This window comes from Pleomorphochaeta sp. (assembly GCF_050031695.1).
GTDB lineage: Bacteria > Spirochaetota > Spirochaetia > Sphaerochaetales > Sphaerochaetaceae > Pleomorphochaeta.
Genome location: NZ_JBNAIC010000035.1, coordinates 98,249 through 116,001 on the forward strand (window position 1 = coordinate 98,249; position 17,753 = coordinate 116,001).

At 27.7% G+C, this 17,753-nt stretch carries 16 protein-coding genes and 1 rRNA gene; 8 read left to right on the forward strand and 9 right to left on the reverse strand.

Annotated features, from left to right (window positions below; translation table 11 throughout):
- Positions 1–33 precede the first annotated feature (33 nt).
- The 3 genes from ACPKM0_RS06730 (at position 34) to trhA (ending at position 2,673) form a co-directional block, all read left to right on the forward strand.
- Positions 34–876, forward strand: coding sequence for an amino acid ABC transporter permease (locus ACPKM0_RS06730; RefSeq protein WP_472474529.1), 843 nt, complete (start codon positions 34–36; stop codon positions 874–876).
- Positions 869–1,612 (forward strand): amino acid ABC transporter ATP-binding protein, encoded by a 744-nt coding sequence (locus ACPKM0_RS06735; protein ID WP_472474531.1) that lies wholly within the window; start codon positions 869–871, stop codon positions 1,610–1,612. The genes ACPKM0_RS06730 and ACPKM0_RS06735 overlap by 8 nt, the downstream gene beginning before the upstream one ends.
- Before the next feature lie 392 nt (positions 1,613–2,004).
- Positions 2,005–2,673, forward strand: coding sequence for a PAQR family membrane homeostasis protein TrhA (gene trhA, locus ACPKM0_RS06740; RefSeq protein WP_472474533.1), 669 nt, complete (start codon positions 2,005–2,007; stop codon positions 2,671–2,673).
- A 44-nt stretch (positions 2,674–2,717) separates the two neighbouring features.
- On the opposite strand, the gene ACPKM0_RS06745 is transcribed toward trhA, so the two are convergent.
- Positions 2,718–3,413 carry a TlpA family protein disulfide reductase gene (locus tag ACPKM0_RS06745; RefSeq protein ID WP_472474535.1) on the reverse strand — a complete coding sequence of 232 codons (696 nt, stop codon included), beginning with the start codon at positions 3,411–3,413 and terminating at the stop codon, positions 2,718–2,720.
- Between the two features lie 16 nt (positions 3,414–3,429).
- Complete coding sequence (locus ACPKM0_RS06750) at positions 3,430–4,107, reverse strand: cytochrome c biogenesis CcdA family protein (RefSeq protein ID WP_472474537.1); 678 nt, start codon at positions 4,105–4,107, stop codon at positions 3,430–3,432.
- 150 nt (positions 4,108–4,257) lie between these two features.
- Between ACPKM0_RS06750 and ACPKM0_RS06755 the strand changes: the two genes are divergently transcribed.
- Genes ACPKM0_RS06755 through ACPKM0_RS06765 form a run of 3 tightly spaced genes read left to right on the forward strand, consistent with a single transcriptional unit; the run spans position 4,258 to position 8,102 of the window.
- The gene (locus tag ACPKM0_RS06755) at positions 4,258–5,043 is read left to right on the forward strand and encodes an RsmB/NOP family class I SAM-dependent RNA methyltransferase (protein WP_472474539.1); all 786 of its coding nucleotides are present in this window, start codon (positions 4,258–4,260) and stop codon (positions 5,041–5,043) included.
- On the forward strand, positions 5,040–6,092 hold the full coding sequence (locus ACPKM0_RS06760; RefSeq protein WP_472474541.1) for a DUF362 domain-containing protein: 1,053 nt from the start codon (positions 5,040–5,042) through the stop codon (positions 6,090–6,092). Before ACPKM0_RS06755 ends, ACPKM0_RS06760 begins: the two co-directional genes overlap by 4 nt.
- A gap of 6 nt (positions 6,093–6,098) precedes the next feature.
- Complete coding sequence (locus ACPKM0_RS06765) at positions 6,099–8,102, forward strand: ATP-dependent helicase (RefSeq protein WP_472474543.1); 2,004 nt, start codon at positions 6,099–6,101, stop codon at positions 8,100–8,102.
- A 13-nt stretch (positions 8,103–8,115) separates the two neighbouring features.
- Here the strand turns inward: ACPKM0_RS06765 and ACPKM0_RS06770 are convergent, their stop codons facing one another.
- The 4 genes from ACPKM0_RS06770 to ACPKM0_RS06785 form a co-directional block, all read right to left on the reverse strand.
- On the reverse strand, positions 8,116–9,165 hold the full coding sequence (locus tag ACPKM0_RS06770; RefSeq protein WP_472474545.1) for a PTS sugar transporter subunit IIC: 1,050 nt from the start codon (positions 9,163–9,165) through the stop codon (positions 8,116–8,118).
- Positions 9,166–9,274: 109 nt separating this feature from the next.
- Entirely contained in the window at positions 9,275–10,870 is a 1,596-nt protein-coding gene (locus tag ACPKM0_RS06775; RefSeq protein ID WP_472474547.1) for an alpha-amylase family glycosyl hydrolase, read from the reverse strand.
- 193 nt (positions 10,871–11,063) lie between these two features.
- Positions 11,064–11,306 (reverse strand): hypothetical protein, encoded by a 243-nt coding sequence (locus ACPKM0_RS06780; RefSeq protein ID WP_472474549.1) that lies wholly within the window; start codon positions 11,304–11,306, stop codon positions 11,064–11,066.
- 1 nt (position 11,307) lies between these two features.
- Positions 11,308–12,069: a ParA family protein gene (locus tag ACPKM0_RS06785; RefSeq protein ID WP_472474551.1), complete on the reverse strand. Its 762-nt coding sequence runs from the start codon at positions 12,067–12,069 to the stop codon at positions 11,308–11,310.
- A gap of 476 nt (positions 12,070–12,545) precedes the next feature.
- Here ACPKM0_RS06785 and asnA point away from each other — a divergent pair, with 476 nt between their 5' ends.
- Both asnA and ACPKM0_RS06795 read left to right on the forward strand, forming a co-directional pair.
- Entirely contained in the window at positions 12,546–13,580 is a 1,035-nt protein-coding gene (asnA, locus tag ACPKM0_RS06790) for an aspartate--ammonia ligase (RefSeq protein ID WP_472474553.1), read from the forward strand.
- A 159-nt stretch (positions 13,581–13,739) separates the two neighbouring features.
- Positions 13,740–14,501, forward strand: coding sequence for an exodeoxyribonuclease III (locus tag ACPKM0_RS06795; protein ID WP_472474554.1), 762 nt, complete (start codon positions 13,740–13,742; stop codon positions 14,499–14,501).
- A gap of 31 nt (positions 14,502–14,532) precedes the next feature.
- Here ACPKM0_RS06795 and typA read toward each other — a convergent pair whose 3' ends face one another.
- The 3 genes from typA to rrf form a co-directional block, all read right to left on the reverse strand.
- Positions 14,533–16,356, reverse strand: coding sequence for a translational GTPase TypA (gene typA, locus ACPKM0_RS06800; RefSeq protein WP_472474555.1), 1,824 nt, complete (start codon positions 16,354–16,356; stop codon positions 14,533–14,535).
- A gap of 56 nt (positions 16,357–16,412) precedes the next feature.
- The gene (locus ACPKM0_RS06805; RefSeq protein ID WP_472474557.1) at positions 16,413–17,546 is read right to left on the reverse strand and encodes a hypothetical protein; all 1,134 of its coding nucleotides are present in this window, start codon (positions 17,544–17,546) and stop codon (positions 16,413–16,415) included.
- A 104-nt stretch (positions 17,547–17,650) separates the two neighbouring features.
- A 5S ribosomal RNA gene (gene rrf / locus ACPKM0_RS06810) occupies positions 17,651–17,753 on the reverse strand; the annotation flags it as partial.

A 17,753-nucleotide genomic window follows, 5' to 3' on the forward strand; every position in this document is an offset into this window, starting at 1 on the left:
ATTTTGCATATTTATGAGATAAATAACGAAGATATGCATAAAGGATGTAATGAATATACAATGAGTGAAAAAAACACAAAAAAAAGTCCTATAGAAAAAAAGAAGACACAAACCACAATACAAATGACTGATGGGGTATTAATTCCTAATAAAAATAATGGGAAACTAATGAATAGTTGGAGAATAACTTTCTATTTTGCCCTAATAACATTATTGTCATTAATTATTTTCGTACCAGATCCATATAGAGAAATATTCTTTGTATGTATACAAGGAGCCCCTGTTACTTTCCAATGTACTATATTTGCAATTATAGGCGCAGTAATAATTGGTACATTTACTGGTTTAGGATCTGTTTCAAAGCATAGTATTGTTAATATGATAAGTGGTGTATATGTTGAATTAATTCGTGGTATACCTTTATTAGTACAATTAATATTTATTTATTATGCATTAGGAAGATTTTTCTCCCTTAGTGGAATTACTGCAGCAGTTATTTCTTTAGCTATTTGTTTTGGTGCATATATGGGAGAAATTGTTAGAGCTGGAATTCAAGCTATACCTAAAGGTCAAATGGAAGCCGCTATTGCATTAGGGATGTCACGTTATCAAGCATTTAGATATGTTATATTACCACAAACATTAAAAGTAGTACTCCCTGCAGTAGGTAATGAATTTATTAGTATGTTAAAAGATTCTTCCTTAGTATCAGTTATAGCATTAAGTGATATTTTAAGAAGAGGTAAAGAATATATTTCTAGAACATTCTTATCATTAGAAACAATGTTAATTGTTGCATTAATTTATTTAGTAATTACATTAATTTTATCTCGCTTAGTAGGAAAATTAGAAGAAAGGATGAACGACAATGCCTAATATAATAATAGAAAACTTAGATAAGACTTTCGTCACAAATCATGGAACAAAAGTTAAAGCAGTAGATAATGCTTCATTAGATGTAAAAGAAGGCGAAGTTGTTGTAATAATTGGACCATCAGGAAGTGGTAAATCTACTTTATTGAGATGTGTTAACAAATTAGAAATTCCAACTGGTGGATCAATTTTGGTGGATGGAATTGATACAACAAGTCATTCAACAGACATTCGTAAAGTAAGAGAAGAAGTTGGAATGGTTTTCCAATCATTTAACCTTTTTCCACATCTATCAGTTTTAGATAATATTACTTTAGCCCCAATGAAAGTTAAAAATATAAAGAAAGAAAAAGCAAAAGAAACAGCTATGCAATTACTTAAAAAAGTTGGTTTAGAAGAAAAAGCAAAATCTTTCCCTAATCAATTATCAGGGGGGCAACAACAAAGAGTTGCAATAGCAAGATCTCTAGCAATGCATCCTCAAATAATGCTATTTGATGAACCTACATCAGCTCTTGATCCAGAAATGATTAAAGAAGTTTTAGATGTTATGCTTGATTTAGCAAAAAGTGGTATGACAATGCTATTAGTTACACACGAAATGGGATTCGCTAGAGCTGCTGCAACTAAAGTAGTATTCATGGATGAAGGAAAAATCATAGAAGTTGGCTCTCCATCACAAATCTTTGATAATCCACAAAATTCTAGAACAAAAACATTCTTAGAACATATTTTGTAACATAAATGAATCTTTGATTATTAAAAAATATAAAATAACTATTAACAATATTTTGTTGCTAGTTATTTTTTTAATCAATAATAACTTTTTACGTTTTTACAAGAAAATATTTATCTATATAATAATAAATTAGTTTATTTCTTGATAATAATTATTAAATTTATTCATCATTATTGACATATGTTATTTTATAATTTATATTTTCAAACATTAATTATTGTATTATTATATAAAAGAAATATTAATTTTGTTTTTTAGAGTATTAACTCTCTTTTAATTATCACTTTGGGTGTTCCATTTTGGAACGCCCTTTTTAATGGATTGTAATTTAATTTGAATAAGTATAAATTAAATATATTGGTATTTTATCAATAATAATATTAGGAGATATCATGAAAAACAATAAAACTTGGTTAGAGAGAAATATTTCACTGCCTATATTAGTTCATCCTGAAGCAGAAAAAGAAAATTCTATATCACATGCAATTGCAGCAGGTTTGGCTGTTGTTGGAATAATTTATATATTAATCAATCTAAATAATATGGAAAGTAATTATTTAAAAACAGGATTAATAATTTTTGGAATTTCAAACTTTTTATTATATTTTGCAAGTTCTTTATATCATGGGCTTCCAAAAAATAATTATAAACGTTTTTGTAGGATTTTAGATCATAGTAATATTTATTTTTTAATTGCTGGAACTTATACACCATTACTTTTATATATTCAATCACCTAAAACTATAACTATATTTTATCTAATTTGGATTATTGCTGCATTAGGTATTTGTTTTACTTTACTATTTTGGGGAAGATTAAAACCTTTACATGTAGTTTTATATTTAATAATGGGTTGGTTTTTAGTATTCTTTTGGAATGATATAGTTCCAAATTTACCTCAAGGATTATTTAAATATATATTAACTGGAGGTATTTTATATACTCTGGGTGTTATATTTTATGGATTTAAAAAAATACCACATGGACATTTGATTTGGCATATTTTCTGTGTTGCCGCAAGTCTTTCCTTTTATATAGGAATATTAAAATATTTAATGTAATAAAAAATGCACTTTAAAAAGTGCATTTTTTGCTTATTATATTTTTATAGTAATTCTTTAATAGCAGTTTCTAAGGTTTCTTCTGAAATCATACCTTGAAAGCCATTTACTGGAACGCCTTCTTTATCTAATAAAATTGTAGTTGGTAAACTATTAGATTTAAATAAATAAGAAATATATCCAGGATCTAAAACACAAATTGTATCTTCATTAAAATATTCTTTTGCAAAAGCTTTAACAGCTTCTTCTGTTTCTCTTTCTCCATCAAAAGAATCAAAGAAAATAAAGACTACTTCCCCTTTATATTTTTCACTCATTTCAATAAAATGAGGCATTTCCTGCTTACATGGAGGACACCATGAAGCAAAAGAATTTATAACAACGGGTTTCCCTAATTCAGCTAATTCCCAAAAAGTTGTTTCATCCCCATTTAACAAAGTTAAAGGAATATCAGGCATTACATTAGAAACTTCTTCAGATTCTTGAGAAACTGCTTCTTTTTCTTCTATTGTTTCTATTGCTTCTTCATTAGCTGAAGCAACAATCTCAACAGAATCAACTTTATCAGTAATTTCAGGGGTTACTTCTTTTTCAGAAGGGTCTTCACTTACAGTTAAAGTTGGAGTATATGAATTATCAGGAGCATTTTCACTTAATACACCATATCCAACATATGCTAAAACAAAAATAACAATAATAACTATTATTAATATTAAACTATTTCTTTGATTTTTATTCATTTTTATTCTCCAATTATTATTCAAAAAGTATTGCTGGTGAATATCCCATAACCATCAAGATACCCATAGCTAAAAGTAATAAGCCACTAATAACTGTAACAATTTTATAATGCTTTTTGATGAAAGTAAAAGCACCTTCTAATTGCTTTAATAAAACAGCGGATAAGAAGAAAGGAACACCCAACCCTAAAGAATAGGCTAATAAAGTTAAAATACCTTGATATAAAGTCTCAGTATTAGCTGCTAACATTAAAGCAGAGCCTAAAAATGGACCAGTACAAGGAGACCAGCCAACTGCAAAAACTATTCCAAATAAAAAGGAAGAAAAATAATTTAATGATTTAGCTTTAAATTTTAATTTATAAGTATTCTCCATAAATGGTAATAATTTTAAACCCAAGAAGCTTAATGCAAATATTATTACTAATATTCCACCTACTCTATTTATCTTATCCAAATGATCGCTTAGATATTGCCCTAAAAAACTTGCGCTCGCACCTAACGTAGCAAACAATACAGTGAAACCTAAAATAAAGAAAAAGGAATTCCAAATCAACCTATTTCTTGCCTTTTCATCACTATCTTTATTTGCGATGCCACCTGCTAAATATCCTATATACAAAGGTATCATAGGTAAAACACAAGGGCTAATAAAACTTAATAATCCTTCTAATAATGCTGTTATATATGCCATATACAAATAATAGTTAGAAATAACAATTTGTAAAGTAACTTAATCACCTAAATACTTATTTATAAACAAACTCCAACAAAAACACATAGAACGCTTTATACATTAAAATAAACTATTTATAAAACTATCATTTCTATATATAATATGATTATGGGAAAGAAAAAGATTAAAAACCCCGCTTTAGAATTCGATAATTATTATAGAAATATCTATAAAGAAAGATGGGATAATTTAAAAGAAGCACTTAAAAAAGAAAAGACAAATATAGAATATTCTAACAACTTGATTAAACCTTATTATTTTGATGAAGCTTCTTTATTTTGTGCTAATTTATTAGAAATCAATGAAGGCGATAAAGTATTAGATATGTGTGCAGCTCCAGGTGGTAAAAGCTTAGTTTTAGCTTCCAAGCTAAAAGGAAGTGGACATCTTGTTTCTAATGATAGATCTAGTAAAAGACGTGCACGTCTTCACAATGTAATTAAAGAACATTTACCTAAAGAATATTTAGATCATATTTCAATTACTGCTCATGATTCAACAAGATGGGGACTATATGAACAAGAGGTTTATGATAAAATTCTTTTAGATGCCCCTTGTTCAAGTGAAAGACATGTTTTAACAGATCAATCTTATTTAGATAAATGGTCCTTAAATAGACCAAAACATCTCTCCTATCAACAATTTGCAATGCTAGCTGCAGCTTTAGAAGCTGTTAAAATAGGTGGAATAATTCTTTATTCAACCTGTGCAATTACACCACTTGAAGATGAAGATGTTATAAAAAAACTATTTAAAAAAAGAAAAGATCGTTTTGAAATAATAAATTTCGATTGTGAAATAGCAGAAGATAGAGAATATGGGAAAATCGTATTACCTGATAATAGTCAAAATAGAGGACCATTATATTTTTGCTTAATAAGGAGACTAAAATGAGCGATGTAAGTATTGTTGAATGTAAAAGCTATGAGTTAGAAACTGTTTTAAAAAGCTTAAAAGAAACAATTTCATCAACTAAAATCCCTGAAATTAAAGGTAAAACTATTTTGGTAAAACCAAATATTTTATCCGATGTTCCTCCAGAATTAAGTGTTTCAACTCATCCAAGTGTCGTTGAAGCTGTTATTATTATTTTAAAAGAAATGGGTGCTAAGAAAATATATGTTGGAGATTCTCCTGCTATTCATCCACCAAAGTTTAAAGCTAAACAATCTAAAATTTATCAAATTTGTGAAAAAGAAAATGTAGAATGGGTTAATTTTCATAGCAACACTACAAAAAAGAGAGTTCCTTATGTTAGAAGAAAAGTAGCAATTACACAAATTCTTGATGAAGTCGATTTTTGTATTTCTGTAGCAAAATTCAAAACACATGAATTAATGTATACCACAGGTGTTATAAAAAATATGTTTGGATTAGTTCCTGGCTTTAATAAAAGCAAACAACATGTCTATAATCCTAGCAGAAACAGTTTTGCAAAATTCATTTGTGGCTTATATAAAATAAGCAAAACAGAATATAATATTATGGATGCAGTAGTTGGCATGGAAGGAGCTGGACCTGGTAATGGTGATCCTAGAAAAGTTGGTTATTTATTAGCTAGTAATGATGGACTCGCTTTAGATACCGCTCAAGCTATAATAATGGGATATAATCCATTAGATATACCGATTATAAAACTAGGTATAAAAAAACGACTTAGTGAAACCCGTAAGCTAAAAGATATAAATTATACTAAATTAGATGCGAATGATTTAGTAATAAAAGATTATAAAAGAATTTCTAATAAAAAATTAAAAGAAAAAAGAAATGCACCTATCTTTTTAGAAGAGCCTTGTATTAAATGTAAAAAATGTATTGATATTTGTCCTGCAAATGCGTTATCACTAAGTAATAACAAAATAACAATAAATGAAAATAAATGTATCAAATGTTATTGCTGTCATGAGGTATGCCCTGCAAATGCAATAAAAATTGATAAATAGGAATATATGAACTTAAAAAATGAATTAAACAAAGAACAATATCTTGCTGCTTCAACTATAGATGGACCTTTATTAATCATTGCTGGAGCAGGAAGTGGTAAAACACGTATGCTAACATATAGAATTGCACATATGCTTGACAACGGAATCGATGAAAAAAATATTTTAGCATTAACATTTACAAATAAAGCAGCAAGTGAAATGGGACAACGTATTAAAAGTCTTACGGCTAAAGAGTTAAAGCATTTAACAACTACTACGTTTCACTCTTTTGGTTTGGGATTTTTAAAGCAACACATCCATCATTTGGGTTGGAAAAATAATTTTACAATTTATGATACACACGATAAAATTTCATTATTAAAACAAATTATTATTAATTTAGGTTGGTCTCTCGATTCTTTTAACATAAATGACGTTCAAAATTATATTAGTAAATATAAAACAAAAAGATTAATAGTTGATAATAATACAGCAGAAAATACAAAAACTTTACTAAGTGAATATGATAAATATTTAAAAACTTATAATGCTGTAGATTTTGATGATTTAATTGTAAAACCTTTAGAAATTTTACAAAAATTTCCCGAAATTTTAGAAAAAACCACTAAACGTTTTAAATATATTTTAGTAGATGAATTTCAAGACACTTCAATTATTCAATATAAATTAGTACAAACACTTGCTCAATCTAATAGAAATCTATGTGTAGTTGGTGATGATGATCAAAGCATATATTCATGGAGAGGTGCAAATTTTAACAATATTTTAATGTTTGAAGAAGATTTTCCAGAAAGAAAAGAAATATTTTTAGAAAGAAATTATAGAAGTAGTAAAACAATACTAGATGCTGCTAATAATTTAATCATAAATAATAAACAAAGAAAAGATAAAAAGCTTTGGACTGAAAGTGCAGCTGGTACTAATATTTATTTAATAAAACCGAAAAATGGTGAAAAAGAAGCTAATCAAGTAGCTAGAGAAATAGTGGAGCTACATAAAAAAGAAAATATTAAATTCAATAACTTTGCAATTCTTACTAGAACAAACTCTTTAATTCCTGCATTTGAAACAGCTCTTATGATGAGAGAAGTTAATACACATGTAAGTGGTGGTAAGTCTTTATTCGAAAGAAAAGAAATTAAAGATATATTAAGTTATTTAAAAGTAATAATTAACCCAGACGATGATGTTAATTTACTTAGAATAATAAATACTCCTAGAAGAGCTATTGGTAGAACTACAATCGAAAAAATTAAAGAAGTTGCCGAGAAACATAGCTGTTCTCTTTTTTCAGCTTTATCAATTTTAGCTTTTTCATCTGACTATAAAATTCGAAACAATACGAAAAATTCTTTAGTATATTTTTATAATTTAATTGATAAATATAGAATTGAATTTGAGAATAATGACGATAAAACTAAACATAAAGTATTATATAGCCTAATTAATCAAATCAATTATAGAGATTTTTTAATTGAAGAAAACAATAGTGATAAAGCTGTTATTTTTAAGATGAAAGGAATTAATATTCTAGTTGATATGCTTAAAAAATGGGAGCTTAATTACTATAATGAAAATGCTTCAATCGAAAATTGGATTAATAAAGTTTTATTAACTGGTAAAGAAAATGATGATATCAACAATAATAGTGTAAATATAATGACAATGCATTCTTCGAAAGGCTTAGAATTTGATATAGTTTATTTAGTTGGAATTGAAGATCATATAATTCCAAATCAAAGAGCTATTGAAGAAAATCCTAAAAATATTGAAGAAGAGAGAAGATTATTTTATGTTGCAATTACTAGAGCAAAGAAAAAACTCATAATAAGCTCAGCAAAAAACAGAATAAGAGGAGCTCAAGAGATTCAAAGTAATCCATCAAGATTTATTAATGAAATACCTGAAAATTTAATTGATAATGCTGAAAATAGATTATTAAGCAAAAATGAAATCTCTAGCGCTTTTGAAAACTATAAAAAAAGATTACAGGCTAACCTAAGCTAGCCTGTTATTTTATTTAGTCATCAAATAATTTCATATCACCATCTTTAATCCAACCTTTCTTTCTCATAAATTTAGCAATAATTAAAGAAAGTACAGCAGGTAATAAAAAATGTAATAAAATAATAGGGATAATAGAATCAGGCCCCATAACAGCAACAGTATTAAATTGTCCAACTAATCCACTAGTACCCATGCCAGCTCCTGCAGCGTTATTTTGCATTTTAAAAACTACAGTTGCCAAAGGTCCTATAATTGCAGCAGTAAGAGTTGGGGGAATCCAAATTAATGGATTATGTATTATATTTGAGACTTGAAGCATACTAGTTCCAATTCCTTGAGATATTAAACCACCCATCTTATTTTCTTTGTATGAAATAACTGCAAACCCAATCATTTGAGCACTACATCCAACAGTAGCTGCACCAGCAGCTAATCCTGAAATACCTAAACTAATACATATTGCAGCTGATGATATTGGTAAAGTCAAAACCATTCCAACAACAGTTGCTACTAAAATACCCATTGGTAGAGGATAAAGAGTGGTCAAAGTATTAATTAACATACCAAGACCTTTCATTAATGCACTTACAAAAGGGGATACAAAAACACCAACTAACCCTCCAGCTATTATTGTGGCTATTGGCACTACCATAATATTAACTTTAGTTTTATTGTTTACTAATTTTGCTATTTCTGCTCCGACCAAACTTGCAAGTAAAGCTCCAACAGGTTCTCCAATCATAAATCTTATGATAGTTCCATCTGCATCAAAAACAAATGTTCCAGCACCTATTGCTCCTGCAACAGCAGCACTTAAAACACCTAATTTAGGAGCTCCAACAAATAAGGCAACACCTAAACCTATAGCAGGTCCGGTCAAATACTGAGCGGCTAATCCGAAATTGACTAATAAAGGTAAATTTAAATAAGTCCCAATTTGTTTAATGATTAATCCGATAATTAATGAAGCGAAAAGACCTTGGGCCATGCCATTTAAGGCATTGATTATATAATCACCAACCTTTTTTGCTACTTTCGGATTATTTTTAGAAATTTCTTCCATAAATAATTCCTTCTAACTGGTTGGATGACATAACTGTAATCAGATCTATTGCCTAAGAACAGGCCTCCATTCATTAGCAATATATATAAATATTTTATTAATGTAAAGACTATATATCAATTGAATAAATAGCACCTTCATATCCATTTAGAAATATTTCAGTCTTACTATAATTCGGGCTTTTAGATAAAGGATTTGTTGAAAAGACTGATTCTTTTGTAAAAAAAGGAAGCCCAATATCTACAAACTTAATTGTTCTTTTTTTTCTTGTAAAATTTAATATAACTAATAAAGCTTCAGAATCAATAACTCTTATGTATGCAATTATGTTATCATTGTGAACATCAATAAATGAAATATCTCCTTTGATTAATGATTCATGATTTTTTCTCAAACTAATTAATTTTTTAGTATATTTTAACATTGATACATCTTTTTTTTCTTGAGTTTCTACACATTTTTTTTGGTTTCCTAAAGGCAAATATGGCTTTACTGTAGAAAAACCAGCATATACTGTTTTGTCCCATAACATTGGAGCTCTCGCACCATCCCTACTATTTTGGAAAAAAAACAATCTTCTTCTTTGCAAATCACGTTGTTTGCTTTTTGGTATTCTTGAGTCCTCTAGCCCTAATTCTTCTCCATAATATAAAAAGGGTGTACCTCTTTGAGTTAATAAAAACATCATTGCTAATCTAGTTTTTTGAATATTTCGATTAAATTTAGTAACTAATCTTTTATGATCATGGCTAGATAAAACCCAAGCCGGCCAAGATGTATCACAAGCATCAATCCATCTATTAGATAAAGAATTTAATAACTTAGGTGTAAGTTTTGAATTGGCTATTGTATAATCAAAAGCTAAATGACACTCATCCTTATGTACTCCATAATAAGAAGCTGCTACTTCAGGCTCCCCAGGAGGGGTTATTACAATATCCCCTATTAAAACACGATTTTCGTATGTATCAAATAAAGATCTTATTCTTCTTAAAATTCTATGTGAAATTGGTCGATTTCTGTCAAAAATATGACGTTGTTTAAAATAGCTATTTATAAAAGTTCCTGGATATTTAGGATTATTTCTAAAATCCTTATCTTTAACTATTAAATTAGTACAACTTAACCTAATTCCATCAACGCCTTTTTCTAAATAAAAATATAAAACATCAAGCATTTTCAATACTAAATTTTCACAACGCCAATTTAAATCTGGTAAATCTTTAGTAAAAGAATGCATATAATATTGTTTTCTTGTTTCATTATAAGTCCATGAACTTCCACCAAAATTTGAAAGCCAATTATTTGGTATTTCATCACTCCATATATAAAAATCACTAAATTCATTATCTTTAGAAGCACTGCTTTTAACAAACCATTCATGATTAAGAGAAGTATGATTTATAGGGATATCAATCACTAATTTTAAATTCTTTTCATGAGATTTTAAAATTAATTCATCTAGATCTTCCATTGTACCTACATCAGGATCAACATCAAAAAAATCGGAAACATCAAAACCACTATCAAAATAGGGAGAAGGGAAAAAAGGAGTAATATAAATAGCGTCAACACCTAAGTCTTTTATGTAATCTAATTTAGAAATTAACCCAATTAAATCACCTATTCCATTTTTATTGCTATCTTTAAAACTTCTTAAAAATATCTGATAAAAAATACCTTCCTGCCACCAAGCTAAATCCATGAATACATCCTCTTATATTGAAGAATAATTTATACTATAAAAAAACACAATAAAAAAAATAACGAATTTAAACAAAATTAGTTTTTATATTTAAAGTTCCAATTTAGGTATATTTAAATTATAATTCTATAATGATAAAACAAAAAAAAACCTAAACTATAAGTCTAGGACGCATTATAAAATTAATTAATATTTACATATCTACATCATCATTATTGAATTTAAAATTCTTTTGAAAAAATTTCAGTGCAAATCGAATTCCAGAAGCCCACCCTAATCCCATTTCTTCAAATTGAGATTCTAAAGATTTTTTAAATGAAGGTTCAATGGAAAAAGTTGTTAGACTTTTTTTCTCTTTTTCTTCTTTTTTTATTGGTTCACTAAACAGCTTATCGGCTCTATTATTTGTGTTTAAATCGTTCTTTTTTAATGCCATACTAACTCCAAATTTCACTTTCCATTTCTTCAAATGTTGTTTTTGTTTTTTCTTTTAAACCTTTACCATTCTCCTTAAACAATTGAGGAGCAACATTTTGATCTTGTGATTTCCTAAATACAGGATCTACAGGTATTTGATAAATTCTAAAATTCCCTCTGCTTGCAGCTTTATATATTTCTCTATGTTGTCTTATTCTATCATCATAAGAATTAATTATTACTTTTTTATGAATGACAGAAGCTCTAAAATTCTTTTTCAATCTTTTTAATTCGTCAATAAATATTTCTAAACCATCTAAGCTAAAAGCTTCTGGAGTCATTGGTGTAATTACTTCATCACTAGCAATTAATGCAGATCGTTCTAGCCGACCCAATCCAGGAGATAAATCTAAAATAACATGTTTAAATTTACCTTTAAATTCATTAATTAAATCTTGAATTACAAAAGGCTCTTCAGCTAATTTTGTCTCTGAGTATAATTTTAATGTGCCACCAATACCAAAAGTAGGTAATATATACAAATTTGGAATATGTTCAACAGGCACTATTGCATCAATTGGAAAACACTTCCCTTGTACTACATCAGAAAGTTCCCATTTAGGTGTTTTTTGTAAAAACCAAGAAGAAGCATTACCTTGAGGATCTAAATCTACTAATAATGTAGGGATACCTGCTAAAGCAGATTGACAAGCCAATGTCCCTGAAATAGTAGTTTTTCCAACACCACCTTTTTGTAAGTGGAAAGCAATTGTTTTAGTCATAATCTAGTTACCCTTCTTCAACAAGTATAAACAAATTTTAAATTTAAACAAGTCTAAGTTTAATAATTTACATTTTTTTAAGATTAAAAATTATATTAAAACTTATACTTTGTATATATAAAAAAAGTATTAAAATATTAAAACCATATAGTTATTATATAGAAATTTATTACTTAAAAAAAATTATATTATTAACACACAAAATAAAAAATTACACAACACATGCTAATAGAGTATCATATTTTAATTAAGCAAGCTATATTTTTTTTTAATTATTATTCTAATATAATTAATCAGATTTTCAATTTTAGTTAATTAATACATTTATAATAAATTATTACTAAAATTATTAAATTTATAATATATTATTTATCATATCTTAAATTATTAATGTTTTATTCTTGATTTTTATACCTATTCATTGTATTTTCTAAAAAATATAGTAAAAAAAGTTTTATCAAAAATAGGAGAGAGAAATGAATAAGATTTTCCCAGAAAACTACAAACCTACTTTAAATAAAAAACAAACTGAAAAAGCTATCAAATTTGTTAAAGACACTTTTGAACGCGAATTATCAGGTGAGTTAAAATTAAGTAGAGTTACAAGCCCTCTATTTGTTCCAAAAGGTTCAGGTATCAATGATGATTTAAATGGTATTGAAAGACCTGTTAGATTTGAGATTGGTAATCTTAATAATAGAGAAATGGAAATTGTTCATTCTCTTGCTAAATGGAAAAGAATGGCTTTAGCAGACCATGGCTTCCAACCTAAAACAGGTTTATATACAGACATGAATGCAATTAGACCAGATGATATGATTGATGCAATCCACTCCTTATATGTTGACCAATGGGATTGGGAATTAGTTATGGCTGACGATGAAAGAAATTTAGAATTCTTAAAGAAAATTGTTAAAAAAGTTTATGAAGCTCTAAAGAGAACTCAATTCTTAGTAAATGAGAATTTCCCTTCTTCTTATCCTATATTACCAGAAGAAATTGTTTTTATTCATAGTGAAGACGCACAAAAAGAATATCCAAATTTAACTCCAGAACAAAGAGAAAAAGTTCTAGCAGAAAAATATGGTGCAATTTTCATGATTGGTATCGGAAATAAATTAGCTGATGGTGTTAAACATGGTGGAAGAGCTCCTGACTATGATGACTGGTCAACACAAACTGATTCAGATCATTGTGGTTTAAACGGCGATATTATTGTTTGGGATAACGTTAGACAAGATTCTTTAGAATTATCAAGCATGGGAATTAGAGTTGATAACGAAACTTTATTAAGACAATTAGCATTAGAAAACGCTGAAGACAGAAAAGAATTATATTGGCATAAGAGATTATTAAATAACGAATTCCCTCAAACAATAGGTGGAGGAATCGGCCAAAGTAGAATTTGTATGTTTATCTTAAATAAAGCTCATATTGCAGAAGTTCAAGCTTCAGTTTGGGATGATGAAACATTAAAGGTTTCTGAAGAAAGAAATATACCATTAATGTAATTAATAATTATTTAATTATTTACACTAGAAGTCACTTTTTACGTGACTTCTTATTATTTATCAATATAAACCACAATTATTTAGATAACATTTATTAATTAAAAAAAGATTGTTATCTATCTATATTTTTTGATATAATCAATATCATGGAGCATAAATATGGAACAACTAAAATTTACTTCTTGGAATGTTAATGGAATTAGAGCTTGCGATAAAAAAGGTTTTAAAGAATATTTTTATTCTTCTAACTCTGATATTTTTTGTCTTCAAGAAATCAAGTTATCAGAAGGGCAATATGACTTTAGCCCAGAAGGCTATTTTAAATATTTTAATTATGCAGAAAGAAAAGGTTATAGTGGTACTGCCATATATTCAAAGAAAGAACCCTTAAATATTACCTTCGGTATTGAACATGATTTAGATATTGAAGGGAGAACAGTATTACTTGAATTTGAAAAATATTATGTATTAACTGTATATACACCTAATAGTCAAGAAAAACTAAAAAGGCTCGAAACAAGATTAGATTGGGATAGTAAATTTAGACAATATGTATCTAACTTGAATAAAGATAAACCTATAATTATGTGTGGGGATTTTAATGTAGCTCACAAAGAAATAGATTTAAAAAATCCTAAAACTAATGTTAAAAATGCTGGGTTTTCTCCTGAAGAAAGAGAAAGTTTTACTAAATTACTAAAAGAAGGCTTTATTGATACTTTTAGATATCTTTATCCTGATGTCATTGAAAGATATAGCTGGTGGAGTTATAGATTTAAATCAAGAGACAGAAATGCAGGATGGAGAATTGATTATTGGTTAATATCTAATAAATTATCAGAAAATATTATCAATAGCGATATTGATGATAAAATACTAGGCAGTGATCACGCACCAGTTTATCTAGTTATAAAAATATAGCAAAAGGATTAACCTTTTGCTATTTACTTGTTTATTTTAAAAATTCTGGGATCTCACCACGATTATTAAAGATTTTTCTCTTTTGTGTATCTAATATTTTCTTGCACATTCTAATAGATTTAGGAGTAATTTCAACTAATTCATCATCTTTTATTAATTGAATAGCTTGTTCTAATGTAACTCTAGTAATTGGAGTTAATATTACTGCTTCATCTTTACCACTAGCTCTCATATTAGATAATTTCTTAGTTCTTGTAGGATTTAATAATAAGTCACCCTCACGATTACGAATACCTACAACTTGTCCTTCATAAATACTGTCTCCAGGTTTAACAAATAATTTACCTCTATCTTCTAATTGGAAGAGAGCATACGCAATTGCAGAACCACCTCTATCACTTACTAAAGATCCGTTATTCCTATCAGGGAAATCACCTTTATATAAATCATATCCTTTTATATAAGAATTCATTATCCCAAAACCTCTGGTATCTGTCAAAAATTCATCTCTATAACCAATAAGTCCACGAGAAGGAATATCAAAAGTTATTTTAACTCTATCACCTGAATATGTAATATCACTCATCAAGGCTTTACGTTTAGATAATTTCTCCATTACTACTCCAGAATTTTCTTCAGGACAGTCAATAATCAACCTTTCAATAGGTTCAATTAATTTGCCAGTATCATTTTTTTTAAATAAAATTTTTGGACGACCAACACATAATTCAAATCCCTCACGTCTCATTTCTTCTACAATAATAGCCATTTGGAATTCACCTCTACCTTTTACAGTAAAAGAATCATCTATATTTTTTTCTACTTTTATTGAAACATTTCTAAGAGCTTCTTTTTCTAATCTTTCTCCAATCTTAGCAGTTGTAATATTTTTACCTTCTTTACCTGCTAAAGGACTAATATTTTTCTTAAATACCATTGAAACTGTTGGTTCATCTACAGTAATTCTTTCCAATGCTTTTGGGTTCATTTTTGTACAAATAGTATCACCTATTTCAACATTCTCAACTCCAGCTAAAACAACTATGTCTCCAGCTTCAATATTAGTTTCTTGAAAATATGAAGGTCCTTTGAATGAATAGAGTTTAGATACTCTTAAATTATTTGTTTTATCAGCTCCTACACAAACTAATTGTTCATTTATTGAAACATTACCATTTATAACTTTACCTATAGCTAATCTACCTAAAAAATCATTATAGGATAAATCACTAACTAACATTTGAAAAGGTTCTTCATCATCAAATTCAGGAGCTCTGATATTGTTTATCATTGAATCTAATAAAGGAAATAGATTATCATGTATATTTTTTAAATCAGTTCCACAAATACCACTACGTCCATCAGCATAGAAAACTGGTAATTCTAATAAAGATTCATCGTCACTTAAATCAAATAACAAATCGTAAACTTCATCTAATACTTCAGCTGATCTTGCATCAGCTCTATCTATTTTATTTATAACAATGATTGGTTGTAAATTAAGTTTTAAAGCTTTATCTAATACAAATCGTGTTTGAGGTAAAGGACCTTCTGCTGCATCTACTAACAAGATAACACCATCTACCATAGATAAACCACGTTCAACTTCACCACTAAAATCTGCGTGACCTGGAGTATCTATTATGTTAATTTTAACACCTTTATATTCGATAGCACAGTTTTTTGCACTAATTGTTATCCCACGCTCTCTTTCTAAAGCACCACTATCCATAACTCTATCTTGATCTTGAAGAAGCCCTGTTTGTTGAAACATACTGTCTACTAATGTTGTTTTACCATGGTCAACGTGTGCAATAATTGCAATATTTCTAATATTGTCATTTTTTTTTATCATTAATTACCTCAAAGTTAAAGGGAGGTCTATCCTCCCTAACATTTTTTATTTAAATACTATTTCTCGTTTATAACCGAATCAGAGTTTTTAGATATTAAATTTATCGTTCTCTGATATTCGCTAAATAATTTTTCGCTTTCTTCATTGTGTAAAATTGAACAAATTGTAATTTTATCATCAACTAAACATATACCAAATCCATTATTATAAAAAGAACTTGAAGGGTAATATTGCATAGTTCTTATAATTTCATCATCATCTACACTTGGAAGTACATCTAAATATAATTCACTTTGTAGATACTTTAGATATTCTATATTTTTTGTTGGGTAAGCTTTTAAATTAGAGGGTACTTGATTCAAAATTTCATTTTGTTGTAAGTATGGTTGTTTCTTAATATATGATTTAAATAATTTATCAATTTCTCCAGCATTATCATAGAATGACAATCTTGGTTCTAATCCTCTTTTAAATTTTATATTATATGTATCATTAACTAATATATCATTATCAGCTGCTTTTATGCAAAAAGGAATTTTTATACTTTTTCTAACAGTTTTATTTAAACTTAAAGCAATAGTTAAAAAGAAAGATAATGTAGAAATGCCTGCACCACCACATAATGAATATACAATATTAGATTTCATACCTATTTTTTTAACTTTGAGTTTTGTTTGTTTTTCTTGTACTTCATCACAACATTCTAATTTTTTCAAACGATTAGCTTTTAATTTATTTATTAAATTTAATTTTTCATTTTTATTTTCAGTATATTTATAATCAAAAGAATCTGCACCTATTAATAGAGCTTTAGCAAAATTTATTAATCCTCTTGAATCAGTTATTATTGAATGAGCAAATACTACTAATGAATTTTCATTATATAAAGCTAATCTTAAAAATTCACCATTAAAAATATCTAAAGGTTTTTTAAATTGATTTACTATCCAAGTATTAACATTATCACAAATATCAAGTTTATAATCAAAAGGATTACTAGTACTTTCAAAATAGTAATTAGAATTATTTTCAACTAATTTCATAGTTAACAAAGGAACAAGTTCTTTAATATTATTTAAATTTAATAGTATTTCATCAGTTGAAATTTTAGTAGCAAAACCTACTACTAAAGTATTAACAGCAAGATTATCATTTATAGAATAAATTTCATTTTTTAGTTCATATTTCATATTTGTTAGAATAATTGTTTATTTAATTAGATAAAAGACCTTAACGCATTTTTTTATAATTTTTTAAAAAAAAATACACCTAAAGGTGTAAAAAAAAGAAAAAGGCCCGGCAGCTACCTACTCTCCCACATAATTGTAGTACCATCGGCGTGAGAGTGCTTAACTGCCGTGTTCGGGATGGGAACGGGTGTGTCCACTCTGCTATGG